This window comes from Diaphorobacter sp. (genome assembly GCF_050251835.1).
Lineage (GTDB): Bacteria > Pseudomonadota > Gammaproteobacteria > Burkholderiales > Burkholderiaceae_C > JBFXIE01.
On the sequence record NZ_JBFWLZ010000033.1, the window covers coordinates 1 to 25,873 of the forward strand.

Below are 25,873 nucleotides of genomic sequence, written 5' to 3' on the forward strand. Positions count from 1 at the left end.
TCACTCGCCGCCACGATCCTGCGCCTGCGCAGACTTGGGCGCAGGATGCGGCGCTGGTTTTTGCCGGTGCCTGCGACGAAGCCAGTGCGCGCCGCCTGCAAGGCGTGCTCAAGGTTTTGCTCAAGAGATAAAAGCGTTTTTTGAGTCCGGCAGCAGCATGCGCTGCTGCCGCGCACTGCTGAACAACACTGGCAACAACCGGGCGGTTCGTAAGGGCAAATAAAAAGGCTATGTTCTCGTAAAGTGTTGAACGTTTCCGCAGCCTTGCTGTCGAATCCTCCATGTAAGGCTATCGGGAGACTTCGATGGACTCACACGCCTTCGAGCGGCTTCTTGCCGCCTTGGGTCGGCTGACGCCTGAACAGCGCGAAGCGCTGAAGCAGGCGTTGCGTCCGCCGTCGGACTCAGCGCAAGCACTGCACATCATTCAAGCCCGTCTGGACGGCAATGCCTGCTGCCCGCACTGCGCTGGCACTCGGCTGTATCGCCACGGCCAAGCGCATGGCCTGCCGCGCTACCGCTGCAAGGCCTGCGGCAAGACCTTCAATGCACTGACCGGTACGCCCTTGGCGCGCCTGCGCCTCAAGGCCAAGTGGCTGGACTATCTGCAGTGCATGCTGCAATCTCAGACCGTGCGCCAGGCGGCCAAGGCCTGCGCCATCCATCGCAACACGAGCTTTCGCTGGCGCCACCGTTTCCTGCAGGGGGCCAGGCAGGATCGCCCTGCGCATTTGAGCGGTATCACAGAGGCCGACGAAACCTATCTGCTGGAATCGAACAAGGGGGCCCGCACGCTGGTGCGCGCTGCGCGCAAGCGTGGAGGATCGGCCCGCAAGCGGGGACTATCGCACGAGCAGGTGTGCGTGCTCATCGCCCGCGATCGCATGGGCCAGACGCTGGACTTCGTGACAGGGACAGGTCCGGTGACCAAGGTGCAGCTGCACAAGTACCTGCAGCCGGCACTCTACGACGATGCGCTGCTGGTCAGCGATGCCAATGCCGCGTACCGCACCTTTGCCGCCGAGGCAGGCATCACGCATGAAGCCGTGAATCTCGCGCACGGCGTTCGCGTCAGAGGGGCGTTGCACGTACAAAACGTCAATGCCTATCACAGCCGCCTGCGCCAGTGGCTGCGCCGGTTTCACGGCGTGGCCACACGCTACCTAACCAACTATCTCGGCTGGCGGCGGGCCCTGGACACGCAGCGCCTGCCTACGCCGCAAGCCTTGCTGCGCGCGGCTATCGGCGTCTTTCCACACTCAATGGGAACATAGCCAATAAAAAAGCCGTTGATGTAAATCAACGGCTTTCATGATTGTTTGGTGCCCAGGAGAGGACTCGAACCTCCACGATGTTACTCGCTAGTACCTGAAACTAGTGCGTCTACCAATTCCGCCACCTGGGCATTTCAGGGAAGCAGCAATTGTAGCTACTTTCTGCGACGACAAAAGGAAAAGCATTATTTTTTTGACAGTCTTTTGCGACATCCTTGTGATGTCCCTGCCGTTTTCTTGTGGCGCCATTTGCATAGTCTGTCCCAGGCTGGGCGCAGCAACAAAAAAGCCGCTTCGTTTGAAGCGGCTCTGATACTGAAGCACGGTGGCTTCTCGTTAAACTTGGTGCCCAGGAGAGGACTCGAACCTCCACGATGTTACTCGCTAGTACCTGAAACTAGTGCGTCTACCAATTCCGCCACCTGGGCATTTCAGGAAAGTCGCAAATTGTATATCAAAAAAAATCTCACAAGCCCATCGGCAGCGCAGATCGCTTCGGATGAAATCGAAGGCAGCGTGCAAGGTCATCGGGATGGGCATGGGTTCGTCATTCGCGACGATGGCGAAGCCGATATCTACATTCCACCCAACGAGATGCGCGCGGTTTTGCACAAGGACCATGTGCGGGTGCGTATCGTGCGCCAGGATCGGCGCGGCAGGCCTGAGGGGCGTGTGCTCGAGATCGTGGAGCGACCGCCGCAGCCCATCATTGGCCGACTGCTTCAGGAAAGCGGGGTCTGGCTGGTTGCCCCCGAAGACAAACGCTATGGCCAGGACGTACTGATCCCCAAGGGTGCGATCGGCGCAGCCTCTGCCGGGCAGGTCGTGGTGGTCGAGCTAACCGAGCCGCCGGCGTTGTTCGGACAGCCAGTGGGGCGCGTGGTCGAGGTGCTGGGGGAGGTGGATGACCCCGGGATGGAGGTCGAAATTGCGGTGCGCAAATATGGCGTGCCGCATGAGTTTTCTGAGGCTTGCCTGGCGCAGACCAAGGCCTTGCCTGACAAAGTACGTGCCCATGACAAGCGCCACAGGGTTGACCTGACGGACATTGCGCTGGTCACCATCGATGGCGAGGACGCCAGGGATTTTGACGACGCCGTCTATTGCGTACCTACCAAGGTTGGCCGCACCAAGGGGTGGCGTCTGCTGGTGGCCATTGCTGACGTGAGTCATTACGTGGAGACCGGCGGCCCCATCGACGTCGATGCTTACGACCGCGCTACCAGCGTGTATTTTCCGCGGCGCGTCATCCCCATGCTGCCGGAAAAGCTCTCGAACGGCCTGTGCTCTCTGAATCCGCACGTCGAGCGTTTGTGCATGGTGTGCGACATGATGATCACCGCCAAGGGCGAGATTCATGCCTACCAGTTCTATCCGGCCGTGATGCGCAGCCACGCGCGGTTTACCTACAACGAGGTGGCCGCCGTGCTCGCCAATACGCGAGGGCCGGAGGCTGCAAGGCATCAGGAGCGGGTGGGTGACTTGCTCAATTTGGCCGATGTTTATCGCGCCTTGCTGGCTGCCAGGCAGGTGCGCGGCGCCGTGGATTTTGAAACCACCGAAACCCAGATCGTATGCGACGACAACGGCCGCATCGAGAAAATCGTGCCGCGCGTGCGCACCGAGGCCCACCGTCTCATCGAGGAGGCCATGCTGGCCGCCAACGTCTGCAGCGCGGATTTCATCGAGCAGGCTGGCCGCCCCGGTCTGTACCGTGTGCACGAGGGCCCGACCCCGGAGAAGCAGGAAATCCTGCGTGCCTACCTCAAGGCCATGGGGGTGGGCATGTCTATCGGCGATGATCCCCGGCCGACAGAGTTCCAGGCCATTGCCGATGCCACCAAGGACAGGCCCGACGCGCGGCAGATCCACACGATGCTGTTGCGCTCCATGCAGCAGGCGATCTACACGCCGATCAACAGCGGACACTTCGGACTGGCGTTTCAGGCGTACACGCATTTCACCAGTCCTATCCGCCGCTACCCGGACTTGCTGGTGCACCGTGTCATCAAGTCCATCCTGGGGGGCACCAAATACGCCTTGCCGGCGCTACCCACGCCGGGAGAGGCGCAGTTCAAATTGGCCAAGCGCCTGGCATCCAAGGCGGCAGAGCCCAACGTGCGCCCGCGCAAGGCCAGTCCGATAAGCATTCAGGAAACCCAGGCCTGGGAAGCTGCGGGGCTGCATTGCAGCGCCAACGAGCGACGGGCCGACGAGGCCAGCCGCGACGTGGAAGCGTGGCTCAAGTGCCAATACATGCGCGAACACCTGGGGGAGGAGTACGGCGGCGTTGTCAGTGCCGTGACGAGCTTCGGCATTTTCGTGACCCTGGATGCGCTTTACGTCGAAGGGTTGGTGCACATCACGGAGTTGGGCGGCGAATACTTCAAGTTCGACGAGGCGCGCCAGGAGTTGCGAGGCGAGCGCACCGGCATTCGCTATTCCATTGGTGCGCGAGTGCGCGTGCAGGTGAGCCGCGTGGATCTGGATGGCCGCAAGATTGACTTCCGGCTGATTCATGAGTCCGATGACGCGTCACTTGCCAAGAACCCCAAGGTGCGGGATGTGACCAAACGTGTGCCCGCGCCGGAGTCTCGCGACCGGCAGGCGCCGCCTGCCGGTGACTTTGCCAAGACAGACAACCGCCGGGCCCGCAAGGAAAAAACGCCTGGTCGAACGCCGACCAGCAAAAAGTCCGGCGCGGCCAAGGCAGCAGGCAAGAGGGGCCGTTCGCGCGGTTGACCGCAGGCGGACAATCGTCCGTTTTCAAAACTTGAAAATAAACCGACCCACAATGAGCAAAGTTTCAAAGATCGCCATCGTCACCGGTGCGGGCTCTGGCATTGGTAAGGCTGCAGCGCTGGAATTGCTGCGCGACGGCTGGAGCGTGGCTCTGGCGGGGCGGCGCGAGCAGCCCTTGCATGAAGTTGCAGGCGAGTCGCATGCCGGCGATCGGGCTTTGGTGATTCCCACGGACGTGACAGACCCTGACGCCGTGCGCCACTTGTTTGAGCGTGCGGTGCAGCAGTTTGGACGGCTGGATTTGCTGTTCAACAACGCAGGCGTGGGGGCGCCAGCAATCCCGCTGGAGGACTTGTCGGTGCAGCAATGGAGAAATGTGGTGGACATCAATCTGAATGGCATGTTTTTCTGCATCCAGCAGGCCTTCCGTGTCATGAAGGCGCAGTCGCCGCGCGGTGGACGCATCATCAACAACGGCTCCATATCCGCGCACTCGCCGCGCCCCGACGCCATTGCCTACACCGCCACCAAACATGCGGTGACGGGTCTGACCAAGGCTGCCAGCCTGGATGGGCGCCAGCACGATATCGCCGTGGGCCAGATCGACGTGGGCAATGCGCAAACCGAACTGGCGCAGCGCATGGTGCAGGGCGCGCTTCAAGCCAATCGCGAGATGACAGTCGAACCCATGATGGATGTTGCCATCGTGGGCCAATCTGTCCTGTACATGGCCAACCTGCCGCTGCAGGCCAATGTGATGTTCCATACCGTGATGGCGACGAAAATGCCGTTTGTCGGAAGAGGCTGACCCGTGCTGAATCGGCAATGTCGGCTCCATTGGCGTATTCCGGCTCAATGCGAAACAGCCCGGGTGCGGCCAACGGGGTTGTGAAAGATGACTCGTATGGATATTGAATTGACATCGCCGCGATCCCCGGCGCCGTCACCAGTGACGGCGCCTGAACCTCATACATGGTGGGTGGTGACCCTTTGCGCGCAATGGTGCGGTGTGTGCCGCGAATACCGCAGCGCATTCGAAGAGCTTGCAGGCAAATGGCCCCAGGTGCGGTTTGAATGGGTGGATGTTGAGGATGAAGAAGAACTGGTGGGCAGCATCGATGTGGAGACATTTCCCACGGTTTTGATCGCTGACGGCCATGTGGCGCGGTTTCTGGGGCCGGTGCCACCCCAGGCAAAGGTACTCGATCGCATGCTCCAGGGCTTGCAGAGTGATCCAGCGGTTGTGGCCGACGCGCAGGCGCAGGCGCTTTTTCACCGAATTGCAGCAAGCAGGTCATCCAGCACGGGGCTTTTGCCGGCAGCAGGCCGCGGGTCTTTGCATCCATGAGGGTTAGCAGATACAATCCGCGGCTCACGACCAAAACGAAAACGGGCGGGTACTCACCGCCCGTTTTTTTTGGGCGTTTGTTTTTGGACTTGAGGTTCGCAGCTGGTTGTGAGACTGGTTGCGTGCTTTGATTGGAACTGGATAGAGCGCACACACGTGGCATTGCAGCAAATCGTTGAACAAACCGTGGCCGGGTTGGGCTATGACTTGGTGGAGATCGAGCGCTCCGCAGGGGGCTTGCTGCGTATCACCATTGATTTGATCTGGGCGCCTGCAGCGCAGCAAGGCGAAGCTGCCGCGGCAGAGCAGTTCATCACGGTCGAGGACTGCGAAAAGGTCACGCGTCAGCTGCAGTTTGCGCTGGAGGTCGATGGGGTTGACTACAAGCGCCTTGAGGTGTCTTCCCCAGGTATCGACCGTCTGCTGCGCAACGAGCAGGACTTCACGCGCTTCGAGGGTATGGTGATCGACATCACCCTCAAGGAGCCCCTGGGTGCGGCTGCAGGCGGGCAGGTACACGCCAATCGCAAAAAGTTTCGTGGCACGCTGGAGCGCGTCCAGTCAGGTGGCTGGCAGATTGTCTGGAGTGACGAGCCGCCGGTGAAGCCCGGGCAGCGCGTGAGTAAAAAGCGCGTTCCCCCACCACTGCAGGTGCTGGGCTTTCAGCTGGATGAGTTGCGCGAAGCGCGGCTCGCCCCCATCGTTGACTTCAAGGGGCGATCGGCCGGGCCCGGCGTTGAGGGCTGAAGGCCGAAAGCCAGAGACACAAGCGGCGGTCATTGCCAGATGGCCCGCCAAGAATCGAGAAGCCAGGGATTGAGAAACAGGAGAGTCGTCGCATGAATCGCGAATTGTTGATGTTGGTAGAGGCTATTTCGCGTGAAAAGAACGTGGAGCGCGATGTGGTCTTGGGTGCAGTGGAGTCCGCACTGGCGCAGGCCACGAAAAAGCTGTACCAGGGCGACGTGGATATCCGCGTATCCATTGATCGCGATAGCGGCGACTATGAAACCTTCCGCCGCTGGCTGGTGGTGCCGGACGACGCTGGGCTGCAAAACCCGGATGCTCAAGAGCTGCTGATGGATGCCCGTGAACGCGTTCCCGATATCGAGGTGGACGAGTACATCGAGGAGCCGGTGGAGTCCGTGCCCATCGGCCGCATTGGCGCCATGGCCGCCAAGCAGGTCATCTTGCAAAAAATCCGCGACGCCGAGCGCGAAATGCTGCTCAACGACTTCATGAGCCGTGGTGAAAAGATTTTCACCGGCACCGTCAAGCGCATGGACAAGGGTGACATCATCGTCGAGAGCGGCCGTGTTGAAGGCCGTTTGCGCCGCAGCGAGATGATCCCCAAGGAAAACCTGCGCAACGGCGACCGCGTGCGCGCCATGATCATGGATGTGGATCTCACGCTGCGTGGGGCGCCCATCATCCTGTCGCGCTCGGCACCTGAATTCATGATCGAGCTGTTTCGCAACGAGGTGCCCGAGATCGAGCAGGGCCTGCTGGAGATCAAGAGCTGCGCCCGTGACCCGGGTAGCCGCGCCAAGATTGCGGTGCTCTCCCATGACAAGCGGGTTGACCCGATCGGCACCTGCGTGGGCGTGCGCGGCACACGGGTCAACGCGGTGACCAACGAGCTCGCTGGCGAGCGCGTGGACATCGTGCTGTGGTCTGAAGACCCGGCCCAGTTTGTCATCGGCGCGCTGGCGCCGGCCAATGTGTCCTCGATCGTGGTCGATGAGGAAAAGCATGCCATGGATGTGGTGGTGGACGAGGAAAACCTGGCGATCGCGATTGGCCGTGGCGGCCAGAACGTGCGCCTGGCCTCTGACCTGACTGGCTGGAAGATCAACATCATGGATGCTGCCGAATCGGCGCAAAAGCAGGCCGACGAAACGAATGCGGCCCGCAAGCTGTTCATGGAAAAGCTGGATGTGGATGAGGAGATCGCCGACATCCTGATCGAAGAGGGCTTTGCCAGCCTCGAAGAAGTGGCCTATGTGCCGCTGCAGGAAATGCTGGAGATCGAGAGCTTTGACGAAGACACCGTCAACGAGCTGCGCGCCCGCGCCAAGGATGCGCTGCTGACGATGGAAATTGCACGCGAGGAAAGCGTGGAAAGCGTGTCGCAGGATTTGCGTGACCTCGAAGGCCTGAACGCCGAGCTGATTGCCAAGCTGGCTGCGGGCGGGGTGCAAACACGAGACGATCTGGCTGATCTTGCCATCGACGAGCTGACCGAACTGACGGGACAGTCGGCAGAAGAAGCGAAGGCCTTGATCATCAAGGCGCGTGAGCATTGGTTTACGGGTCAAGAGTAAAGGTCAGGGAGGTTTCAACACAATATGTCGAGTAACACCGTTGCAGAGTTCGCTGCAGAACTCAAAAAATCGCCCGAGACTTTGCTGGATCAACTCAAGTCCGCAGGGGTGGCCAAGGCCACCGCGTCTGATTTGCTCAATGAGGCAGACAAGCAGAAGCTGTTGACCTATCTGCAGGCCAGCCATGGCACTGCGGGTGGTGATCGCAAGAAGATCACCCTGGTGAAAAAGTCCACCAGCGAAATCAAGCAGGCCGATGCCACCGGCAAGGCCCGCACCATCCAGGTGGAAGTGCGCAAGAAGCGCACCTTCATCAAGCGCGATGACGCTGTTGATGTCCCGCAAGGTCATGAGCAAGAGGCCGGAATCGAGGCCGAGGCCGATTCGCAAGAATCCTCCGTGCAGAACATGGAGCTGGTGAGGCGCGAGGAAGAAGCGCGTCGCCAGGCAGAGTCGATCAGCCGCCAAGAGCAAGAACTGGCGGCCGAGCGGCGCGAGCGTGAGGAGCGCGAACGGCGCGAACGCGAGGCAGAGGAGCGCGCCGCCGCCTACGCTGCGCAGCAGGCCGACAAGAAGGCGCAGGAATCCGCTGAACGTGCCGAGGCGCAGCGCGAGGCCGCTGCCGAGGCTGAGGCGCGCGCCAAGGCGCAGGCTGAGGCGCGGGCCGCAGCCGAGGCAGAGTCCAAGGCGCGTGCCGCCGAGGAGGCTGCGCGCGCTGCGGATCTGGATGAGCGCCGCCGCAAGGCGCTGGCTGAGGCAGAGGCTATCCGCGCGATGATGGCTGCCCCCAAGAAGGTGCTGGTGGCCAAGAAGCCCGAAGAGCCCAAGCCTGTCGCCAAACCCGCTGCTGCGGCTGATGCCAAAAAGGGCACGCTGCACAAGCCGGCCACCGGTACGGGTGGAGGCGTGGGTGCCCGTTCCGGCGCTGCGGCTGCGGCTGCACCCGGCGGCGGCAAGGAAGTGAAGTCGGCCAAGCTGTCCTCCAGCTGGGCAAACGACGCCACCAAGAAAAAAGAAATCAAGACCCGCGGCGACAGCAGCGGTGGCGTGGGCCGCAGCAACTGGCGTGCCGGTCCCCGGGGCCGTCGTGGCAATGACCGCGACGATCAGCACCAGCAGCAGGCGCCTGCCGAGTTCCGCGTCATCGAAGTGCATGTGCCGGAGACCATCACCGTGGCCGAACTGGCCCACAAGATGGCCATCAAGGCGTCCGAGGTGATCAAGGCGTTGATGAAGATGGGCCAGATGGTCACCATCAACCAGCCGCTGGACCAGGACACCGCCATGATCGTGGTGGAAGAGATGGGCCACAAGGCGATCGTGGCAGCTCTGGACGATCCCGAGGCCTTCACCGCCGAGGAAGTCTCCGGCCAGCAGGCAGAGGCGCTCGTGCGCGCCCCGGTTGTCACCGTGATGGGCCACGTAGACCACGGCAAGACTTCGCTGCTGGACTACATTCGCCGCGCCAAGGTGGCGCCGGGCGAGGCGGGCGGCATTACGCAGCACATCGGTGCCTACCATGTCGAGACACCGCGCGGTATCGTCACGTTCCTGGACACGCCGGGTCACGAGGCTTTCACGGCCATGCGTGCCCGTGGCGCGCAGGCCACCGACATCGTGATTCTGGTGTGCGCTGCCGACGACGGTGTGATGCCCCAGACGCGCGAGGCCATCAAGCACGCCAAGGCCGCCAAGGTGCCGATCGTCGTCGCCATCACCAAGGCCGACAAGCACGAGGCCAACCCCGAGAAGGTCAAGCAGGAGCTGGTTGCCGAAGAGGTGGTGCCCGAGGAATACGGTGGCGATTCGCCTTTCGTTGCCGTTTCGTCCAAGACCGGCATGGGTATCGACGAACTGCTGGAGCAGGTGCTGCTGCAGGCCGAAGTGCTGGAACTCAAGGCGCCCGTGGATGCCATGGCCAAGGGCCTGGTCATCGAGGCGCAGCTCGACAAGGGCCGCGGCCCCGTGGCTACGGTGCTGGTGCAGTCCGGTACGCTCAAGGTGGGCGACGTGGTGCTGGCCGGTCAGACCTTTGGCCGTGTGCGCGCCATGTCGGACGAAAACGGCCGCGTGACCAAGTCTGCCGGTCCGTCCATTCCCGTCGAAATTCAGGGCCTGTCCGAAGTGCCCCAGGCGGGTGATGAGTTCATGGTGCTGTCCGACGAACGTCGCGCCCGTGAAATCGCCACCTACCGCGCGGGCAAGTTCCGCAATACCAAGCTGGCCAAGCAGCAGGCCGCCAAGCTGGAGAGCGTGTTCTCCGACATGACAGCGGGCGAGGTCAAGTACCTGCCCATCATCATCAAGGCCGACGTGCAAGGCTCCCAGGAGGCGTTGGCGCAGTCGCTGCTCAAGCTCTCTACGGACGAGATCAAGGTGCAGCTGGTGTATGCGGGCGTGGGTGGCATCAGCGAGTCCGACGTGAACCTGGCGATTGCCTCCAAGGCCATCGTGATCGGCTTCAACGTGCGTGCCGACGCTGGCGCGCGCAAGACGGCCGAGGGCAACGATGTGGACATCCGCTACTACAACATCATCTACGACGCCGTCGATGAGTTGAAGGCGGCCATGTCCGGCATGCTGGCACCCGAGCAGCGCGAGGAAGCACTGGGCACTGCCGAGATCCGCACGGTGTTCGTGGCCTCCAAGATCGGTACCGTGGCGGGCTCGTACATCACGTCCGGCCAGGTCACGCGCAACTGCAAGTTCCGCCTGCTGCGCGACAACGTGGTCATCTACACGGGCGAGGTCGAGTCGGTGCGCCGCCTGAAGGACGATGTCAAGGAAGTCAAGGAAGGCTTTGAATGCGGTATCAAGCTGCGCAACTACAACGACATCAAGGAAGGCGACCAGCTCGAGTTCTTTGAAATCAAGGAAATCGCGCGCACGCTGTAAGGCAACGACGAGATGGCTGCCAAGAAATCCTCCACGCCCAACCGCGGCTTCAAGGTCGCGGATCAGATCCAGCGCGACCTCACCGAGCTGCTGCGCGACCTCAAAGACCCGCGCATCGGCATGGTGACCCTGCAGGGTGTCGAGGTGACGCCCGATTACGCGCACGCCAAGGTGTTCTTCAGCGTTCTGGTGGGCGACGGCGAGGTTTCGGAAGAAGCGTTGAACCAGGCCGCCGGCTTTCTGCGCAACGGGCTGTTCAAGCGCCTGCACATCCACACAGTGCCCACGCTGCACTTCGTGTACGACCGCACCACTGAAAAGGCGGCCGACATGAATGCATTGATCGCGCGTGCTGTGGCTTCCCGTTCCAAAGACGACGACCAGCCATGACCGCACGCGCTCCCCGCATCCGGGTGCAGCGGCGCCCGGTGCACGGAGTGCTGCTGCTCGACAAACCCCTGGGACTGTCCAGCAACGACGCCTTGCAAAAGGTGAAGTGGCTGCTGCGCGCCGAAAAAGCCGGCCATACGGGCACGCTGGACCCGCTGGCCAGCGGCGTGCTGCCGCTGTGCTTTGGCGCAGCCACCAAGTTCAGCCAGCTGCAGCTGGACGCGCCCAAGACCTACGAGGCCATCGCCCTGCTGGGCACCACCACCACCACGGGCGACGCGGAAGGCGAGGTGCTGGAGCAGCGCCAAGTCGATCCTGCCCGGCTCACGCCCGAACGCCTGGCGGCTGTGCAGGCGCAGTTCACCGGCCCCATCCGCCAGGTGCCGCCCATGCACAGCGCGCTCAAGAAAGACGGCAAGGCGCTATACGAATACGCACGCGCCGGCATAGCCGTGGAGCGCGAGGCGCGTGACGTCACCATTTATGCACTGAAACTGGCTTTAGCCCAGGTAAATCAGGCGCAGACGGCTATAAAAATAATAGTGACTTGCAGCAAAGGCACCTACATCCGTACCCTGGGCGAAGACATCGGCCAGGCCCTGGGTTGCGGCGCGCATCTCACGTTTTTGCGCCGCATCGACACGGGTGGCCTGGGCGTGGAGCGCTGCGTCACCCTGCAAGCGCTGCAGGACATGGACGAGGACGCGCGCATGGCCTGCGTGCAGCCGGTGGACACGCTGCTGGCGCAGCACAAGGCTGTCACGCTGGACGAAGACAATGCCGGGCGTTTTCTGTCCGGCATGCGTCGGCGCGGCCCCTGGCCCGACGCGCCGGCGGTGGCCGTGTTTGGCGCGCGCCCGCGCGCGCTGCTGGGCGTAGGGCATGTGCAAGGTGGAGAGCTGATTCCAGACCGGCTTCTCAGCCCCCTCGAAATTCAACAAATTCTGGAGAGCTCGCCGCGGGCTGAACGCGGCACATTGGAAGCAACAACGCTATGAGCAAACAAATCCGCAATATCGCCATCATCGCCCACGTTGACCACGGCAAGACCACCATGGTGGACCAGCTGCTGCGCCAGTCCGGCACCTTCGCAGAGCACGAGAAAGTCGTGGACACGGTGATGGACAGCAATGCCATCGAACGCGAGCGCGGCATCACCATCCTGGCCAAGAACTGCGCCGTGAGCTGGGGCGGCACGCACATCAACATCCTTGACACGCCCGGCCACGCGGACTTTGGCGGCGAGGTGGAGCGCGCCCTGTCCATGGTGGACGGCGTGGTGCTGCTGATCGACGCGCAGGAAGGCCCCATGCCCCAGACGCGCTTCGTGACCAAGAAGGCCCTGGCCCTGGGCCTCAAGCCCATCGTGGTGGTCAACAAGGTGGACAAGCCCGGCGCGCGCCCCGACTACGTGGTGAACGCCGCCTTTGACCTGTTCGACAAGCTGGGCGCGACCGACGAGCAGCTGGACTTCCCCGTGGTTTATGCCTCGGGCATCAACGGCTGGAGCGCGCTGGAGCCGGGCAACCCCGGCGAGCAGTGGGGCCCCGACATGTCGGCGCTGTTCGAGACCATTCTCAAGCATGTGCCCTCGGTTCAGGGCGACCCCAGCGCGCCGGTGCAGATGCAGGTGTCGGCGCTGGACTACTCCACCTTCGTGGGCCGTATCGGCGTGGGCCGCATCACCCAGGGCACGCTCAAGGCCGGTCAGGACGTGCTGGTCATGGCAGGGCCCGATGGCGCCAGCTACAAAGGCCGCATCAACCAGATCCACCAGTTCCAGGGCCTGGATCGCGTGCAGGTAAGCGAGGCCGGCCCCAGCGAGATCGTGCTGATCAACGGTATCGAGAACGTCGGCATCGGCGAGACCATCACCGACCCGGCCAACCCCCAGCCGCTGCCCATGCTCAAGATCGACGAGCCCACGCTGACGATGAACTTCTGCGTGAACACCTCGCCGCTGGCAGGTCGCGAGGGCAAGTTTGTCACCAGCCGCCAGATCTGGGACCGCCTGCAAAAAGAGCTGCGCTCCAACGTGGCCCTGCGCGTGCGCGAGACCGACGAGGACGGCATTTTTGAAGTGTCCGGCCGCGGTGAACTGCACCTGACCATCTTGCTGGAAGAGATGCGCCGCGAGGGCTACGAGCTGGCCGTGTCCAAGCCCCGCGTGGTGTTCAAGGACATCGACGGCGTGCGCTGCGAGCCCATCGAGCTGGTGACCGCCGACATCGAGGAAGGCCACCAGGGCGGCGTGATGCAGGCGCTGGGCGAGCGCAAGGGCGAGCTGGTCAACATGGAACCCGACGGCCGTGGCCGCGTGCGTCTGGAATACCGCATCCCGGCGCGCGGCCTGATCGGCTTTACCAACGAATTTTTGAACCTGACGCGCGGCTCGGGCCTCATCAGCAACATTTTTGACAGCTACGAGCCGCACAAGGGCGACATCGGCGGGCGCAAGAACGGCGTGCTGATCTCCATGGACGACGGTGAAATCTTCACCTATGCCCTGGGCAAGCTGGACGACCGTGGCCGCATGTTCGTGCGCGCCGGCGACCCGGTCTATGAGGGCATGATCATCGGCATCCACAGCCGCGACAACGATCTGGTGGTGAACGCCACGCGCACCAAGCAGCTGACCAACTTCCGCGTCAGCGGCAAGGAAGACGCGATCAAGATCACGCCGCCCATCGACCTCACGCTGGAATACGGCGTGGAATTCATCGAGGACGACGAGCTGGTCGAGATCACGCCCAAGAGCATCCGCCTGCGCAAGCGCCACCTCAAGGAGCACGAGCGCAAGCGCGCCAGCCGCGAGGGTGCGTAACACCTGATCAGGGTCTGATGGTGGCCGCCAGCCGGCCACGGCACACACAGGGCGAGCAGCTTCCGCAAGGAGCGCTCGCCCTGTGTGCTTTCGGCCCGGGGCACTGCGCCAGCCGTTACCATCCGGCACGCGCGGGCCCGGTGCAAATCCTGCCCGGGCTTGCAAAGAAGGCGCTGTTGAGAGGTGCGCCGGTTTTCTAACTGACTGGATCAAAGGAACAACGATGACGGAGATGACGGCGCAAGTCGTGACCGAAGTGCGCGGCCAGGTGGGCTGCATCACGCTGAACCGCCCGAAGGCGCTCAACGCCCTGTCGCTGGACATGGTGCGCGACCTGATGGCGGCGCTGCTGGCCTGGCAGCATGACGACAAGGTGCTGGCCGTGGCCATTCGCGGCAACGGCCGCGAGGGGCCTTTTGGCGCCTTTTGCGCGGGGGGAGACATCCGCTTTCTGCACGCCGCAGGCAGCACGGGCAATCCGCAGCTGGAGGATTTCTTCACCGAGGAATACGCCCTCAACCACCTGATCCACACCTTCGGCAAGCCGTACATCGCCTTCATGGACGGCATCGTCATGGGCGGCGGCATGGGCATCAGCCAGGGCGGCACGCTGCGCATCGTGACCGAGCGCACCAAGATGGCCATGCCCGAGACGGCCATCGGCCTGTTCCCTGATGTGGGTGGCGGCTACTTCCTCTCGCGCTGCCCCGGCCGCGTGGGCGAATGGCTGGCCCTCACGGGCGACACCATCGGCGCGGCCGACGCTCTTGCCTTCGGCCTGGCGGACGGCTTCTTGCCAGCAGACCAGCAGGCGGCGGTGTGGGAGGGGCTGGCATCCCAATCGTTTGCCGATGGCGCGGCCGTGCAGCAATGGGTGGCTTCAAAGTTTGTAGCTGCTGGCGCTTGCTCCGTAAGCGCTAGAGGGCAAATTGACCAGTATTTCGCCTTGGACGACGTGCCGGCCATCATCGCCGCGCTGGAACAGTCGCACGACGACTGGGAGCGCGCCACGGCCGCCACGCTGCGCAAGCGCTCGCCGCTGATGCTGCATGTGGTGCTGGAGCAGATCCGCCGCGCGCGCGGCATGGGGCTGGCGGACGATCTGCGCATGGAGCGCGACATGGTGCGCCATTGCTTTTACCTGCGCCCCGGCCAGAGCGAGACGGTCGAGGGCATCCGGGCATTGGCGGTGGACAAGGACCACAGCCCGCGCTGGAACCCGTCGCGCATCGAGGACGTGGAACCCGCGCTGGTGCAGGCCTTCTTCAAGAGCCCCTGGCCGGCACATTCGCACCCGCTGGCGGCGCTGCGCTGATCTGCCAGTACACCGCCGCGGCCAGCGCCTGTAGCGCCGGCCGCGGCAATTGGCCACTGAGGGCATAGCCGAAGCCCTGGTCGGCCCAGTAGAAGCTGGAGACAGCCCCCTCGTCGTGGAACTGGAAGGCCGTGGCCTGCGCGGCAGCGGCATGGCCTTCACCATCGAGCGCGCCCAGGTACAGCGTGATGCGTGTCCCCGCGGCGTTCTGGTACATGAATTGCGCGCGCGCCCCGCTGGCGCCGGGCAGCAGGCGCCCACCCATCAATTCGAAACCCTGCGCCTGCAGCTGCGGCACAGAAAGCGGCCGCGCCAGCCGCTTGGAAAGCCACTGCACCAGGTGGTCTTGCTGCGTTGCCGGCACCTCCACCGGGTGGCGCTGCTCTGGCTGGAAGACCGCATGGGCCACGGCTGCCTGCTGCGCAAACAACTGGGGCGCGGGGGCCGTGGCCAGGTGGGAGTCCGGGCCGCGCGCGCCATGCAGGCCCCAGCCCAGCCCAAAGGCGATCAGCCAGCCAGCGGCGATGCCGCCCCAATGTGCCCACTGCCGCTGGCTGTTGCGTGCGTCCTGCAAGCGTTCTGCCGCCTGCGCCATGGCGCCTGGCACGGGCTGCTGCAGCCAGTCGGCGTGCAGGCCCTGCAGTTGTGCGCGCTGGCGCGCCCAGGCATCGACGCACTGCTGCTGTGGCAGATCCAGGCGCGAACGCAGTGCCTGCGCGTCGGCGGGCGACAGCCGCTCGTCGGCCAGGGCGTGCAGCGGGGCGTCGTCAGCGGGGCGGATGGTGTCGGGCTTCATGGCAAGTTCAAGAGTCGCTTCACTTCATGCGGCGCAACGCAACGGGCGCGCCTGCGCCGCAGGGCTGGGTGGTGGTGGGCGCCGCTTCCATCAGCTCGCGCATCCGCGCGCGGGCGCGCGACAGCCGCGACATCACCGTGCCCACCGGAACGTCCAGCACGCGGGCCACGTCGGCATACGCCATGTCCTCCAGCGTGACCAGCAGCAGCACGGCCCGCTGCTCGGGCGGCAGACGTTGCAGGCAGCGGTCCAGATCCAGGGCGGTTTCGCGGGAGCCGTCGTGCCTGTCGGCAACGGCGGCCAGGGCTTCTGCATCCAGCGCCTGCACCAGCACCGTGGCGCGGCGCTGATTGAGGTACAGGTTGTGCATCAGCGTGAACAGCCAGGCCCGCAGGTCGCTGCCGGAGCGCCACAGCAGCCACTTGCGGCAGGCGCGCTCCAGCGTGTCCTGCACCAGATCGTCGGCCGCCCAGGCGTTGCCGGTGAGCGCGCGTGCGTAGCGGCGCAGCCCGGGCAGTTGTTCCACGATCTGGGCGCGGTTCATGGGCGCATTGTGGCGCTCACGGCGTGGCGGCACGCCACACGTTGTTCACGCCATCGCCGGTCTTGTCGCCGGGCTTGCTGTCCTTGACCCAGTAGTACAGCGGCTTGCCTTTGTAGGCCACCTGCTTGCTGCCGTCGCCACGCTGGATCAGGCTGTAGCCTTCGCCGCTGGGGGCGCTGGTGGCCGTCAGGGGCGGCCAGTTGGTGGCGCAGGGGCCGTTGCAGGCCGATTGGCCGCTGCCCGCCACGTCCTTGTCGAAGGTGTAGAGCGTCATGCCATTGGGGCCGACGAGCACGCCACCCTGGGTGCCGACCTGCGCGGGCGACATCGAATAACAGCCAGCGAGCGCCAGCGCGGCGAGCAGGGAACTGAGCTTGGTCATGGTGTTCTCCAGTAAGCGCCGGCCGTCGAAGGTGCGGCCGGACGCAGAGATAAACACCGTCGCCGGGGCGTTTATTCCAACCCCGCGCAAAAAAATCAGCGGTGGCGGCTTTTCATGGCGCGCTCCACCTCGCGCTTGCCCTCGCGCTCCTTGATGGTGTCGCGCTTGTCATGCTCGGCCTTGCCCTTGGCCAGGGCGATGTCGCATTTGGCGCGGCCGTCCTTCCAGTGCAGGTTCAGGGGCACCAGCGTGTAGCCCTTTTGCTCCACCTTGCCGATCAGACGCTTGATTTCTTCCTTGTGCAGCAGCAGCTTCTTGATGCGCGTGGCGTCGGGGTTGACGTGCGTGGAGGCCGTCTTGAGCGGGTTGATCTGGCAGCCGATCAGGTAGAGCTCGCCGTCCTTGATGACCACGTAACCGTCGGTCAGCTGTGCCTTGCCCTCGCGCAGCGCCTTGACTTCCCAGCCGTGCAGCACCATGCCGGCCTCGTAGCGTTCTTCGAAGAAATAGTTGTATGCCGCTTTTTTGTTGTCGGCGATGCGTGACGATGTATCAGGTTTTGTGGCCATGGTGAATAGATGCGGCGCAAACCGGAAGATCAAGCCTTCCCTACAATTGTTGTCGTCTCGCCCCTCGATTTTAGGCCGGGCGCATGTTGCGGCCGCCGCCTTTGCACCGGATGAGGGCCTGCTCAGGCCCAACCGATTGCCTCTGTCTTCATGAAAACCGTCAACAAGTCCGTCCTGATCTGGTACAGCCCTGAAGAAATGTTCGCCCTGGTGACGGACGTGGAAAAGTATCCGCAGTTTCTGCCCTGGTGTGACCGCGCCAGCGTGCTGGAGCGCGGTGAGCATGGCATGAAGGCGCAGGTGGGTATTGCCCTGGGCGGTCTGCGCAAATCCTTCGTAACACGCAACACGCACGAGCCGGGGCGGCGCGTGAAGATGGAGCTGGTCGAAGGGCCTTTTTCCCGGCTGGATGGCGACTGGCGCTTTCACCCGGTGGGCGACGGCACGCAGCGCGCCTGCAGGGTCGAGCTGCAACTGCACTACGGTTTTGACAGCCGGGCGCTGGCCACCCTGGTGGGCCCTGTGTTCGACCGCATCGCCGCCACTTTCATTGATGCCTTCATCAAGCGCGCCGAAGAGGTCTATGGCTGAAGAACCCGGCAGGGCTGGCGTGCTGCACGTCACGGTGGCTGCGTCACTGCGGCCCGCGCAGGTACGTGAATGGCAACTGCAGCTGCCCGCGGGCGCCACCGTGACCGATGCGCTGCGCGCCTGCGGCCTTGACGTGCATGAGGGGCGCCTGTCCTGTGGCGTGTGGGGCAGGGCAGCCAGGCCGAACCAGCAGTTGCACGACGGCGACCGCGTCGAATGCTGCCGCCCGTTGACCGTGGATCCCAAGCTGGCGCGACGCCAGCGTTTCGCCAGCCAGGGGGCGCGTGCGGCGGGCCTGTTTGCCAAGCGAAGGCCAGGCTCCAAGGCGGGTTACTGATGCGTGACCGGTACCTGCGGGCACCTGCCGCGCAGACACCCGGGCAGCACCAAAGCCGCGCCCGGCGCGCATTGGAAACGGCCAGTGTGTCCAGGCAAAAAGCTGTCATCTGTGCGCAGGCCAGGCAAGCGCCGGTGCGCCGGATGGCCTCCTACAATCATCTGGCTCACAACCCGGGCACAGCGCAAGAATGGCCCGCGTGCGCCGCGGGCCATTAACCACGCCATATACAGACAAGATGAGGAGATGACCGTTGATTGAAGAAAGCGAGACCCTTGTGAACGTGACCCAGGCACTGAGCCAGCGCCGCTCGGTGCGGGCGTTTTTGCCCCAGGCACCCAGCGCGGATATTGTTCGCGCGCTCATCGAAGGCGCCGCCCGCGCCGCCTCGGGCGGCAACGTGCAGCCCTGGCGCGTGCTGGCACTGACCGGCGAGCCGCTTGCGCAGGCATTGCAGGCAGTCGCCCAGGCCGAGCCCGAGCCCTATGCCAACAATCTGTCGTATCCGCCTGACCTGTGGGAGCCCTACCGCTCGCGCCGCTTTGCCAATGGCGAAGACCTGTACCGCAGCCTGGGCATTCCGCGCGACAACAAGGCCGCGCGGCTGGAACAACTGGCCAAGAATGCCGAGTTTTTTGGCGCCCCGGTGGGTCTGTTCATCTGTGTGGACAAGCGCATGGGCCTGCCGCAGTGGATGGATCTGGGCATTTATCTGCAATCGCTGATGCTGCTGGCCGTTGAACACGGCCTGGGTACCTGCGCCCAGGGTTTCTGGCGCCGCTACGACAGCGCTCTGGCGCAGCACCTGGGTCTGCCGGAAAACTACTGTGTGGGCGTAGGCGTGGCGCTGGGCTACGAAGACAAGCAGGCGCCCATCAACACATGGCAGGCCAGCCGCGCGCCGTTTGAAGAGTGGGCCGAACTGCGCGGCTTCTGAGGGCGGGCGCCCGCCGGGCGCAGAGCGTAAAAAAGGCTGCCGGTCGGCAGCCTTTTTTGCTCCTGATTTAATAGCTGCTTGCGCTTTTAAAGCAAGGGCTGGAGGTTGATTGGACCCAAAACCAGCAGGCTATCACCCCGCTCAGGGCTTGATGGCGATTTTCAGCACGCCGTCGCGCTGGTGGGCAAACAGGTCGTAGGCGGCCACGATGTCATCGAGCTTGTACTGGTGCGTGACCATCACGCCCAGGTCCAGGCGGTTGGCGGCTATCACGTTCATCAGGCGGCGCATGCGCTCCTTGCCGCCGGGGCACAGGGCGGTGCGGATGGTGTGGTCGCCCAGGCCGGCGGCAAACTGCGCCAGCGGAATCGACAGGTCTTCCGAGTACACGCCCAGGCTGGACAGCGTGCCACCGGGTTTCAGCACCTTCATGGCCTGGCCAAAGGTGGCCTGCGTGCCCAGCGCCTCGATGGAGCTGTCGGCGCCCTTGCCGCCGGTGAGCTTCATGACCTCGTCCACCACATCCACGTTGCGGAAGTTCAGCGTGACGTCGGCGCCCATTTTTTTGGCGATGCCCAGGCGGTGGTCGTTGCCATCCACGGCGATGATGGTGGTGGCGCCCAGCAGGCGTGCGCCCGCCGTGGCGCACAGGCCAATCGGGCCTTGCGCAAACACCACCACGGTGTCGCCAATCTTGATGTTGGCGTTTTCCGCGCCTTTGAAGCCGGTGGACATGATGTCGGGGCACATCAGCACCTGCTCGTCGGTCAGGCCATCGGGGATGGGCGCCAGGTTGGCCTGGGCGTCGGGCACCAGCACGTATTCGGCCTGCGTGCCGTCGATCAGGTTGCCAAAGCGCCAACCGGCGGTGGCCTTGTAGCCGTGGCAGCCGCACAGGCCGCGGGGCACCAGGTAGCTGCCGTCCTGGCTGGGGTAGCCGTCTTGCGCGGCGTAGCTGTTGAAGTTGGGGCAGATGGCGCCGGCAATCACGCGCTGGCCTTCGGCATAGCCGACCACGGCGCTGCCCAGCTTCTCGATCACGCCCACGGGCTCGTGGCCTACCGTCAGGCCCTGTGCCACGGGGTACTCGCCCCTGAGGATGTGCACGTCGGTGCCGCAGATGGTGGTGGTGGTGATGCGGATCAGCGCGTCGTTGGGGCCTACGTCGGGAACCGGCTTATCGGCCAATTCGATGCGGCTTTTTTCAACGAAGACGGCGGCTTTCATCATGGCAGTCATGGGCGGCTCCTTGGGTGTGGAAGATGCCACCTTAAGCCTGTCCCGGGCTGGTCTTGCCAATGTTGAAGGTTTCCGTGGGGTATGTGGGCGCCGTGGCAGCGCGGACTGCGTCGTCCACGCTCCAGTACAGCGGAATCTGCGTCAGGCCGACGCGCTCCAGCGCAGCGCGCGGCGGGTCTTTGATGCGCGCCAACAGCAGCGCGAGGCCGCGGCGTGCCAGATGGGCGTGCAGCTCCTGCAGGGCTTCCAGGGCAGTCACGTCCAGGTAGTCGCTGGACTCCACGCTCAGCACCACGGCCTCGGGCACCAGCATGCCGGCAATGGCCAGGCCAGCCGCCAGCGTGCCGCCCCAGCGGGCAGACCGGGTGGCGGCATGCGCCGGCAGCGGCGCAGTGTCGGGTGATGCAGGGGGGCTGCACGGCATGGTGTGCCGAAGCCGGGGGAGGGCGCGTTCAGCGCGCCGGGCGCACGGCAGTCTTGGGTCGGAAGGCCTTGCAGACCTCAGGGCGGGTCTCCAGGTAGGGGCCGCCGATCAGGTCGATGCAATAAGGCACTGCCGCGAAGATGCCGGGCACCAACTGCGCGCCGCCCTCGTCCTTCAGGCCTTCCAGCGTTTCGGCAATCGCCTTGGGCTGGCCCGGCAGGTTGATGATGAGGCACTGGCCGCGGATCACCGCCACCTGGCGCGACAGGATGGCCGTGGGCACGAACCGCAGCGAGATCTGGCGCATCTGCTCACCAAAGCCCGGCATCTCCTTGTCGGCCACGGCCAGCGTGGCCTCGGGCGTGACGTCGCGCAGCGCGGGGCCAGTGCCGCCGGTGGTCAGCACCAGGCTGCAGCCGGCATCGACCAGCGCGATCAGCGTGGCGCTGATGCGCTCTTTCTCGTCGGGGATCAGGCGCGGCTCGAACGCAATCGGGTTGTGCAGCGCACGCTTGAGCCAGTCGTGCAGGGCCGGTAGGCCCTTGTCCTCATAGGTGCCGCTGCTGGCGCGGTCGCTGATGGAGACGATGCCGATCTTGACCGGCTCGTAGTCAGGGGTGCTGTGGGGCATGGCCGTCCTCCGGGTCATCGGTGTCGGGTGCGGATGCAGGGTGGGATGCTGCACGCTCTTGGGGCGCCAGGTGTTCGCGCACCAGCTGGAACAGCTCGCGGTAGGCGCGGCTCTTGCGCGGTGCCAGGCCTTGCGACTCGGCCACCTGGGCGTCGTGGGCGGGTGGTGCGTCTTTGCGCGCCTGGCGGATCAGGGCGCGGATTTGCTGCGTGTCCGTGCGCGGGAACTGCTCCAGCCAGGCGGCCAGCGCATCGTCGTCGGCGATCAGGCGGTCGCGCCAGTGCTCGGACTGGTGCAGCACCAGCTTCTCGGCGGCCGAGCCGTTGCGCTGCTCGTCCAGCGCGGCGTGGATGGCGGCGACGGTGTCGTCTTCCAGCTTGCGCATCAGCTTGCCGACAAACTGCATCTGTCGGCGCTTGCCCTCGAAGTTGGTGATGCGTTTGGCCTCGGCCAGCGCGTCCTGCAGCTTTTCGGGCAGTTGCAGCCGCGCGAACAGGTCGCTGCGCAGGGTGAGCAGCTCGGTGCCCAGGTCCTGCAGCGCATCCATCTCGCGCTTGAGGTCGGTCTTGGTGGCGCCAGCGGTGCCTTTGAGTTCGGCCTTGAGTTGCAAGTCCAGCTCGCTGCCTTCGGCAACGAAATGGCCCTTCACAAAATAGCCTTTTTTGGGTTTGCGTGACATGGTGGGGCAGGGTCGGGAGAGGCTGACCCCGGGCCGCGTGGCGGCGGATGACGGGCGCCGCGCCGTGGCGCAGGGGGGCAAGTATCATAGCCGCCGCCATGAAAAAACCCAGCTCCCGCGCCCAGAGCGCCGCACCCGCCCCCAGCCGCACCCCGTCCCAGAATCAGCCCGACAGCGGCTTTAGCTATTCCCGCGACTTTTTTGAAGGACTGGTGGACCACGCCCTGCAGCACGCCAAGAAGCTGGGCGCCACCGACGCGGGGGCCGATGCCTCCGAAGGCTGCGGCCTGTCGGTCAACGTGCGCAAGGGCGAGCTGGAGACCGTGGAGCGCAACCGCGACAAGTCGCTGGGCGTGACGGTGTACCTGGGCCACCGCCGCGGCAATGCCAGCACGTCCGATTTTTCGCTGGCGGCCGTGGAGCGCACGGTGCAGGCGGCCTACGACATCGCCCGCTTTACCGCCGAAGACCCGGTGGCCGGCCTGCCCGACGCGGCCGACATCGCGCCGCAGGAAACGCACCGCGACCTGCAGCTGTTCCACCCCTGGGCCATCACCAGCGAGGAGGCCGCCCGCCTGGCGCTGGAGTGCGAGGCCGCCGCGTTCAAGACCCACAAGCGCATCACCAACAGCGAGGGCGCGGGCGTGTCGGCCCAGCAAAGCCATTTCTTCAGCGCCCATACGCGCGGCTTTCGCGGCGGCTATGCCAGCTCGCGCCATAGCCTGTCGGTGGCGCCAATCGCCTCGCTGCCCGGGCGCAACGCCGAGATGCAGCGCGACGCCTGGTACAGCTCCATGCGCGATGCGCGCGAGCTGGCCGCCCCCGAGGCCGTGGGCCGCTACGCCGCCCAGCGCGCCCTCAGCCGCCTGGGCAGCCGCAAGATCCCCACTACCGAATGCCCGGTGCTGTTCGAGTCGCCCGTGGCCGCCGGCCTGCTGGGCGGCTTCGTGCAGGCGGTGAGCGGCGGCGCGCTGTACCGCAAGAGCAGCTTTCTGGTCGATTCGCTGGGCAAGCAGGTGTTTGCCGACCATGTCGATGTGACCGAAGACCCCTTCATCCTGGGCGGCAAGGGCAGCTCGCCGTTCGACGATGAGGGCGTGCGCGTGGCGCCGCGCCAGGTGGTGGATGCAGGGCGCGTGCAGGGCTACTTTCTCAGCTCCTACTCGGCGCGCAAGCTGGGCATGAAGACCACCGGCAACGCCGGCGGCTCGCACAACCTGGTGCTGTCGTCGCGCCTGACGCAGCCGGGCGACGACCTGGACGCCATGCTGCGCAAACTGGGCACGGGCCTGTTCGTGATCGAGCTGATGGGCCAGGGCGTGAACTACGTGACGGGCGACTACTCGCGCGGCGCCAGCGGCTTCTGGGTGGAAAACGGCCGGATCGCCTATCCGGTGCATGAGATCACCATCGCCGGCAACCTCAGGGACATGCTGCGCGGCATCGAGGCCGTGGGCGCCGACGCCTACAACTACGGCGCCAAGACGGTGGGCTCCATCCTCATCAACCGTATGAAAGTGGCGGGCAGTTGAGCCGCGCCATGCCCGGGGCCGGCGCATGAGCGCCGCGCTGTCGCGCGCCGACTGGGCCAAGGCGCTGGTGGTCGTTTTGGTCTGGGGACTGAACTTCGTGGTCATGAAGTGGGGACTGGCCACGGTGTCCCCGCTGCTGCTGTGCGCGCTGCGCTTCATGGCGGCGTCGCTGCCGTTTGTGCTCTTCGTGCGCCCGCCGCGGCATTTGTCGTGGGGCGTGATGGCGGGCTACGGGCTGGCGCAGGGCGTAGGGCAGTTCGGTCTGCTGTTCACCGGCATGCAGCTGGGCATGCCTGCCGGCATGGCATCGGTGGTGCTGCAGACGCAGGCTTTCATCACCATGCTGCTGGCCGCGGCCTTTCTGGGCGAGGTGCCTCACCGCTGGCAGTGGCTGGGCCTGTGCATCGCCATCGGAGGGCTGGTGCTGATTGGCGCGGCGCATGGCGACGGAGCCTCGGGCATGACGCTGGCGGGCTTCGTGCTCACGGTGAGCGCGGCGGCCATGTGGTCCACATCCAACCTGCTCACGCGCGTGGCCGCGCGCCAGGGGCCTTACGAGCCCGTGTCCTTCATCGTCTGGACCAGCCTGTTTCCCATCGTGCCGCTGTTGCTGCTGTCGTGGTGGGTGGACGGCGCGGACACCATGGCGCAGCAACTGCGCGGCCTGGGCTGGCGCGAACTGGGCGTGGTGGCCTATCTGGCGCTGCTGTCCACCTTGCTGGGCTACGGCCTGTGGACGCGATTGCTCCAGCGCTACGCCGCCAGCACGGTGGCGCCGCTGTCGCTGCTGGTGCCTGTGGTGGGGCTGGTGTCGGCCATGCTGCTGCTGGGCGAGCGGCCCTCGGCCTGGCAGTGGCTGGGCACGCTGGGCGTGCTGCTGGGCATGATGGTCAACCAGTTTGGCGGGCTGTGGGCGCGGCGTGGCCGCCGTATATAGGCAAATAGGGCTCTAGCGCTTATTTGGCAAGCGCTGACAGCTACTGTATTAGTAGCAAGTCAGCGATCTTGCATCAGCCGCCGCGCACCATCGACAGGATTTTTGCCGTGTCCAGCTGGCGCGCGGTTTCCTGCATCTGCGGCAGATAGCGCGCCTGCAGTTGCCGGCCGTCCTGCATGACGTGCTGGTAGGCGTCCTTGAGCATGTCGGTGGACAGCTGGCGCCCGCCCGCGTAGTACTGATTGGCCACATGCCCCAGCGCGTAGGTGGCGGCAAAGCTCATGCCGCTACTCACGGCCTGGCGCCCCAGGCCGCCCAGCAGGCCCTTGCCGGCCTTGCCCAGCAGGCCGCTGAGCAGCTTGCGGCCGGCCTGCTCCAGATACTGCGAGGTCAGGCCCACGCCCAGCGTGGCCAGCAAGTCCTTGATGTGGCCGCGGTCCAGCTCGTAGCCGTAGCTTTGGCCGATCTGATAGACCAGCCGCATCTGCAGCGGGATGATGGCCAGGGTGGACAGGTTCTCGGGCAGCAGCTCGATGGCGCCGTTCATGATCGACGCTTGCAGAATCTTGCGGTCCATCTCTGCGGGCGCCAGGCTGCCCGGGCGGCGCTGCGCGGCGGTGGCGGGCAGTGCATCTACGGCGGCGGGGTGGGGCGCAGGCAACGCGGTGACCGCGGCTGCTGCGCCAGTCGCTGCAGCCGGTGCGGCAGGCAGGGGCGCGGGCTCGGCCAGCGGTGCCTGCAAGGGCGCCTCGACCACGGCCTGGGCCTGGGCGTCAAAGCCGGTCGGGGCTTGCGTGCCGGCCATGCCCCAGGCCTGGCGCACCTGGGCCAGGAAGTCGTTTTCCTTGGCGCTGGTGTGACCGTCTGCCTCGCACACGCACACGGCCATCTCGTACGCCAGCTGGCGCGACTCTGGCGTGGTCAGCCGGCCCAGTACCTCGGGCAGCTGTACGCGGCGCAGCAGCACGTCCTGATACAGGCCGGGCAGGTTGACCTGCTCGTCGCCCGCCAGGCCTTGCGCCACCTGGCGGATTTGCTCGCGTTCGCGGTCGTGCTTCTCGCCGTCGGCGTAAGAAGCCATCAGGCACAGGGTCAAGGTGGCGCGGATTTCTTCTGCGGTCATGGTGTTCCTGGTTGGGGTGAAGAGGTGGTCATGGGATTGT

General features: G+C 64.9%; 25 protein-coding genes and 2 tRNA genes. 16 read left to right on the forward strand and 11 right to left on the reverse strand.

Annotated elements, in window-relative coordinates:
- The first annotated feature begins 305 nt into the window (after positions 1 to 305).
- The gene (locus AB7E35_RS11330) at positions 306 to 1,274 is read left to right on the forward strand and encodes an IS1595 family transposase (protein ID WP_428167585.1); all 969 of its coding nucleotides are present in this window, start codon (positions 306 to 308) and stop codon (positions 1,272 to 1,274) included.
- A 46-nt stretch (positions 1,275 to 1,320) separates the two neighbouring features.
- On the opposite strand, the gene AB7E35_RS11335 is transcribed toward AB7E35_RS11330, so the two are convergent.
- Together AB7E35_RS11335 and AB7E35_RS11340 are read right to left on the reverse strand one after the other, a co-directional pair.
- Positions 1,321 to 1,405: transfer RNA gene (locus tag AB7E35_RS11335), tRNA-Leu, on the reverse strand.
- 212 nt (positions 1,406 to 1,617) lie between these two features.
- Positions 1,618 to 1,702: transfer RNA gene (locus AB7E35_RS11340), tRNA-Leu, on the reverse strand.
- A gap of 19 nt (positions 1,703 to 1,721) precedes the next feature.
- On the opposite strand from AB7E35_RS11340, the gene rnr reads away from it, so the two are divergent.
- The 10 genes from rnr to AB7E35_RS11390 all read left to right on the forward strand — a co-directional run bounded on the left by rnr (position 1,722) and on the right by AB7E35_RS11390 (position 15,112).
- Complete coding sequence (gene rnr / locus AB7E35_RS11345; RefSeq protein ID WP_428163290.1) at positions 1,722 to 4,016, forward strand: ribonuclease R; 2,295 nt, start codon at positions 1,722 to 1,724, stop codon at positions 4,014 to 4,016.
- A 52-nt stretch (positions 4,017 to 4,068) separates the two neighbouring features.
- Entirely contained in the window at positions 4,069 to 4,824 is a 756-nt protein-coding gene (locus AB7E35_RS11350) for an SDR family oxidoreductase (protein WP_428163291.1), read from the forward strand.
- Between the two features lie 96 nt (positions 4,825 to 4,920).
- Positions 4,921 to 5,364, forward strand: coding sequence for a thioredoxin family protein (locus AB7E35_RS11355; protein WP_428163292.1), 444 nt, complete (start codon positions 4,921 to 4,923; stop codon positions 5,362 to 5,364).
- A gap of 156 nt (positions 5,365 to 5,520) precedes the next feature.
- Positions 5,521 to 6,111 (forward strand): ribosome maturation factor RimP, encoded by a 591-nt coding sequence (gene rimP / locus AB7E35_RS11360; RefSeq protein WP_428163293.1) that lies wholly within the window; start codon positions 5,521 to 5,523, stop codon positions 6,109 to 6,111.
- Positions 6,112 to 6,203: 92 nt separating this feature from the next.
- Positions 6,204 to 7,688, forward strand: a complete 1,485-nt coding sequence (gene nusA / locus AB7E35_RS11365; protein ID WP_428167586.1) for a transcription termination factor NusA — start codon at positions 6,204 to 6,206, stop codon at positions 7,686 to 7,688.
- Positions 7,689 to 7,712: 24 nt separating this feature from the next.
- Positions 7,713 to 10,583, forward strand: a complete 2,871-nt coding sequence (infB, locus tag AB7E35_RS11370) for a translation initiation factor IF-2 (RefSeq protein WP_428163295.1) — start codon at positions 7,713 to 7,715, stop codon at positions 10,581 to 10,583.
- 12 nt (positions 10,584 to 10,595) lie between these two features.
- Positions 10,596 to 10,973 carry a 30S ribosome-binding factor RbfA gene (gene rbfA / locus AB7E35_RS11375; protein WP_428163296.1) on the forward strand — a complete coding sequence of 126 codons (378 nt, stop codon included), beginning with the start codon at positions 10,596 to 10,598 and terminating at the stop codon, positions 10,971 to 10,973.
- Positions 10,970 to 11,971, forward strand: coding sequence for a tRNA pseudouridine(55) synthase TruB (gene truB / locus AB7E35_RS11380; protein ID WP_428163297.1), 1,002 nt, complete (start codon positions 10,970 to 10,972; stop codon positions 11,969 to 11,971). Before rbfA ends, truB begins: the two co-directional genes overlap by 4 nt.
- On the forward strand, positions 11,968 to 13,797 hold the full coding sequence (typA, locus tag AB7E35_RS11385) for a translational GTPase TypA (protein WP_428163298.1): 1,830 nt from the start codon (positions 11,968 to 11,970) through the stop codon (positions 13,795 to 13,797). Before truB ends, typA begins: the two co-directional genes overlap by 4 nt.
- Positions 13,798 to 14,020: 223 nt before the next feature.
- Positions 14,021 to 15,112: an enoyl-CoA hydratase/isomerase family protein gene (locus AB7E35_RS11390; protein WP_428167587.1), complete on the forward strand. Its 1,092-nt coding sequence runs from the start codon at positions 14,021 to 14,023 to the stop codon at positions 15,110 to 15,112.
- Here AB7E35_RS11390 and AB7E35_RS11395 read toward each other — a convergent pair.
- The 4 genes from AB7E35_RS11395 to smpB all read right to left on the reverse strand — a co-directional run bounded on the left by AB7E35_RS11395 (position 15,063) and on the right by smpB (position 17,403).
- Positions 15,063 to 15,908, reverse strand: coding sequence for an anti-sigma factor family protein (locus tag AB7E35_RS11395; RefSeq protein WP_428163300.1), 846 nt, complete (start codon positions 15,906 to 15,908; stop codon positions 15,063 to 15,065). The two genes, AB7E35_RS11390 and AB7E35_RS11395, sit on opposite strands and share 50 nt — an antisense overlap.
- 19 nt (positions 15,909 to 15,927) lie before the next feature.
- Entirely contained in the window at positions 15,928 to 16,452 is a 525-nt protein-coding gene (locus AB7E35_RS11400) for an RNA polymerase sigma factor (RefSeq protein WP_428163301.1), read from the reverse strand.
- A 16-nt stretch (positions 16,453 to 16,468) separates the two neighbouring features.
- Entirely contained in the window at positions 16,469 to 16,834 is a 366-nt protein-coding gene (locus AB7E35_RS11405) for a COG4315 family predicted lipoprotein (protein WP_428163302.1), read from the reverse strand.
- A 95-nt stretch (positions 16,835 to 16,929) separates the two neighbouring features.
- The gene (smpB, locus tag AB7E35_RS11410) at positions 16,930 to 17,403 is read right to left on the reverse strand and encodes an SsrA-binding protein SmpB (RefSeq protein ID WP_428163303.1); all 474 of its coding nucleotides are present in this window, start codon (positions 17,401 to 17,403) and stop codon (positions 16,930 to 16,932) included.
- Positions 17,404 to 17,553: 150 nt separating this feature from the next.
- Between smpB and AB7E35_RS11415 the strand changes: the two genes are divergently transcribed.
- The 3 genes from AB7E35_RS11415 to AB7E35_RS11425 all read left to right on the forward strand — a co-directional run bounded on the left by AB7E35_RS11415 (position 17,554) and on the right by AB7E35_RS11425 (position 19,268).
- Positions 17,554 to 17,994 carry a type II toxin-antitoxin system RatA family toxin gene (locus AB7E35_RS11415; protein ID WP_428163304.1) on the forward strand — a complete coding sequence of 147 codons (441 nt, stop codon included), beginning with the start codon at positions 17,554 to 17,556 and terminating at the stop codon, positions 17,992 to 17,994.
- Positions 17,987 to 18,331 (forward strand): RnfH family protein, encoded by a 345-nt coding sequence (locus AB7E35_RS11420; protein WP_428163305.1) that lies wholly within the window; start codon positions 17,987 to 17,989, stop codon positions 18,329 to 18,331. The genes AB7E35_RS11415 and AB7E35_RS11420 overlap by 8 nt, the downstream gene beginning before the upstream one ends.
- A 277-nt stretch (positions 18,332 to 18,608) precedes the next feature.
- Positions 18,609 to 19,268 carry a nitroreductase gene (locus AB7E35_RS11425; RefSeq protein WP_428163307.1) on the forward strand — a complete coding sequence of 220 codons (660 nt, stop codon included), beginning with the start codon at positions 18,609 to 18,611 and terminating at the stop codon, positions 19,266 to 19,268.
- Positions 19,269 to 19,409: 141 nt separating this feature from the next.
- On the opposite strand, the gene AB7E35_RS11430 is transcribed toward AB7E35_RS11425, so the two are convergent.
- From AB7E35_RS11430 to yjgA, 4 genes are read right to left on the reverse strand one after another with little or no spacing between them, the layout of a single operon-like run.
- Positions 19,410 to 20,507 (reverse strand): NAD(P)-dependent alcohol dehydrogenase, encoded by a 1,098-nt coding sequence (locus AB7E35_RS11430; protein ID WP_428167588.1) that lies wholly within the window; start codon positions 20,505 to 20,507, stop codon positions 19,410 to 19,412.
- A 31-nt stretch (positions 20,508 to 20,538) separates the two neighbouring features.
- On the reverse strand, positions 20,539 to 20,931 hold the full coding sequence (locus tag AB7E35_RS11435; protein WP_428164379.1) for an STAS domain-containing protein: 393 nt from the start codon (positions 20,929 to 20,931) through the stop codon (positions 20,539 to 20,541).
- Between the two features lie 28 nt (positions 20,932 to 20,959).
- Entirely contained in the window at positions 20,960 to 21,562 is a 603-nt protein-coding gene (gene mog / locus AB7E35_RS11440; protein ID WP_428164378.1) for a molybdopterin adenylyltransferase, read from the reverse strand.
- Positions 21,543 to 22,241 carry a ribosome biogenesis factor YjgA gene (yjgA, locus tag AB7E35_RS11445; protein ID WP_428164377.1) on the reverse strand — a complete coding sequence of 233 codons (699 nt, stop codon included), beginning with the start codon at positions 22,239 to 22,241 and terminating at the stop codon, positions 21,543 to 21,545. Before yjgA ends, mog begins: the two co-directional genes overlap by 20 nt.
- 98 nt (positions 22,242 to 22,339) lie before the next feature.
- On the opposite strand from yjgA, the gene pmbA reads away from it, so the two are divergent.
- A complete protein-coding gene (gene pmbA, locus AB7E35_RS11450) occupies positions 22,340 to 23,773 on the forward strand; it encodes a metalloprotease PmbA (RefSeq protein WP_428164376.1) in 1,434 nt (477 codons plus the stop codon).
- Between the two features lie 25 nt (positions 23,774 to 23,798).
- The gene (locus AB7E35_RS11455) at positions 23,799 to 24,710 is read left to right on the forward strand and encodes an EamA family transporter (protein WP_428167589.1); all 912 of its coding nucleotides are present in this window, start codon (positions 23,799 to 23,801) and stop codon (positions 24,708 to 24,710) included.
- Positions 24,711 to 24,783: 73 nt separating this feature from the next.
- On the opposite strand, the gene AB7E35_RS11460 is transcribed toward AB7E35_RS11455, so the two are convergent.
- A complete protein-coding gene (locus tag AB7E35_RS11460; protein ID WP_428164374.1) occupies positions 24,784 to 25,833 on the reverse strand; it encodes a TerB family tellurite resistance protein in 1,050 nt (349 codons plus the stop codon).
- Positions 25,834 to 25,873: the final 40 nt, after the last annotated feature.

What these genes read in the sequence shown, in the direction of transcription:
- AB7E35_RS11330 (WP_428167585.1), top strand. Translation starts at nt 306, where the DNA reads ATGGACTCACACGCCTTCGAGCGGCTTCTTGCCGCCTTGGGTCGGCTG.
- AB7E35_RS11350 (WP_428163291.1), top strand. Translation starts at nt 4,069, where the DNA reads ATGAGCAAAGTTTCAAAGATCGCCATCGTCACCGGTGCGGGCTCTGGC.
- AB7E35_RS11355 (WP_428163292.1), top strand. Translation starts at nt 4,921, where the DNA reads ATGGATATTGAATTGACATCGCCGCGATCCCCGGCGCCGTCACCAGTG.
- nusA (WP_428167586.1), top strand. Translation starts at nt 6,204, where the DNA reads ATGAATCGCGAATTGTTGATGTTGGTAGAGGCTATTTCGCGTGAAAAG.
- infB (WP_428163295.1), top strand. Translation starts at nt 7,713, where the DNA reads ATGTCGAGTAACACCGTTGCAGAGTTCGCTGCAGAACTCAAAAAATCG.
- rbfA (WP_428163296.1), top strand. Translation starts at nt 10,596, where the DNA reads ATGGCTGCCAAGAAATCCTCCACGCCCAACCGCGGCTTCAAGGTCGCG.
- truB (WP_428163297.1), top strand. Translation starts at nt 10,970, where the DNA reads ATGACCGCACGCGCTCCCCGCATCCGGGTGCAGCGGCGCCCGGTGCAC.
- typA (WP_428163298.1), top strand. Translation starts at nt 11,968, where the DNA reads ATGAGCAAACAAATCCGCAATATCGCCATCATCGCCCACGTTGACCAC.
- AB7E35_RS11390 (WP_428167587.1), top strand. Translation starts at nt 14,021, where the DNA reads ATGACGGAGATGACGGCGCAAGTCGTGACCGAAGTGCGCGGCCAGGTG.
- AB7E35_RS11395 (WP_428163300.1), bottom strand. Translation starts at nt 15,908, where the DNA reads ATGAAGCCCGACACCATCCGCCCCGCTGACGACGCCCCGCTGCACGCC.
- AB7E35_RS11400 (WP_428163301.1), bottom strand. Translation starts at nt 16,452, where the DNA reads ATGAACCGCGCCCAGATCGTGGAACAACTGCCCGGGCTGCGCCGCTAC.
- AB7E35_RS11405 (WP_428163302.1), bottom strand. Translation starts at nt 16,834, where the DNA reads ATGACCAAGCTCAGTTCCCTGCTCGCCGCGCTGGCGCTCGCTGGCTGT.
- smpB (WP_428163303.1), bottom strand. Translation starts at nt 17,403, where the DNA reads ATGGCCACAAAACCTGATACATCGTCACGCATCGCCGACAACAAAAAA.
- AB7E35_RS11415 (WP_428163304.1), top strand. Translation starts at nt 17,554, where the DNA reads ATGAAAACCGTCAACAAGTCCGTCCTGATCTGGTACAGCCCTGAAGAA.
- AB7E35_RS11420 (WP_428163305.1), top strand. Translation starts at nt 17,987, where the DNA reads ATGGCTGAAGAACCCGGCAGGGCTGGCGTGCTGCACGTCACGGTGGCT.
- AB7E35_RS11430 (WP_428167588.1), bottom strand. Translation starts at nt 20,507, where the DNA reads ATGACTGCCATGATGAAAGCCGCCGTCTTCGTTGAAAAAAGCCGCATC.
- AB7E35_RS11435 (WP_428164379.1), bottom strand. Translation starts at nt 20,931, where the DNA reads ATGCCGTGCAGCCCCCCTGCATCACCCGACACTGCGCCGCTGCCGGCG.
- mog (WP_428164378.1), bottom strand. Translation starts at nt 21,562, where the DNA reads ATGCCCCACAGCACCCCTGACTACGAGCCGGTCAAGATCGGCATCGTC.
- yjgA (WP_428164377.1), bottom strand. Translation starts at nt 22,241, where the DNA reads ATGTCACGCAAACCCAAAAAAGGCTATTTTGTGAAGGGCCATTTCGTT.
- pmbA (WP_428164376.1), top strand. Translation starts at nt 22,340, where the DNA reads ATGAAAAAACCCAGCTCCCGCGCCCAGAGCGCCGCACCCGCCCCCAGC.
- AB7E35_RS11455 (WP_428167589.1), top strand. Translation starts at nt 23,799, where the DNA reads ATGAGCGCCGCGCTGTCGCGCGCCGACTGGGCCAAGGCGCTGGTGGTC.
- AB7E35_RS11460 (WP_428164374.1), bottom strand. Translation starts at nt 25,833, where the DNA reads ATGACCGCAGAAGAAATCCGCGCCACCTTGACCCTGTGCCTGATGGCT.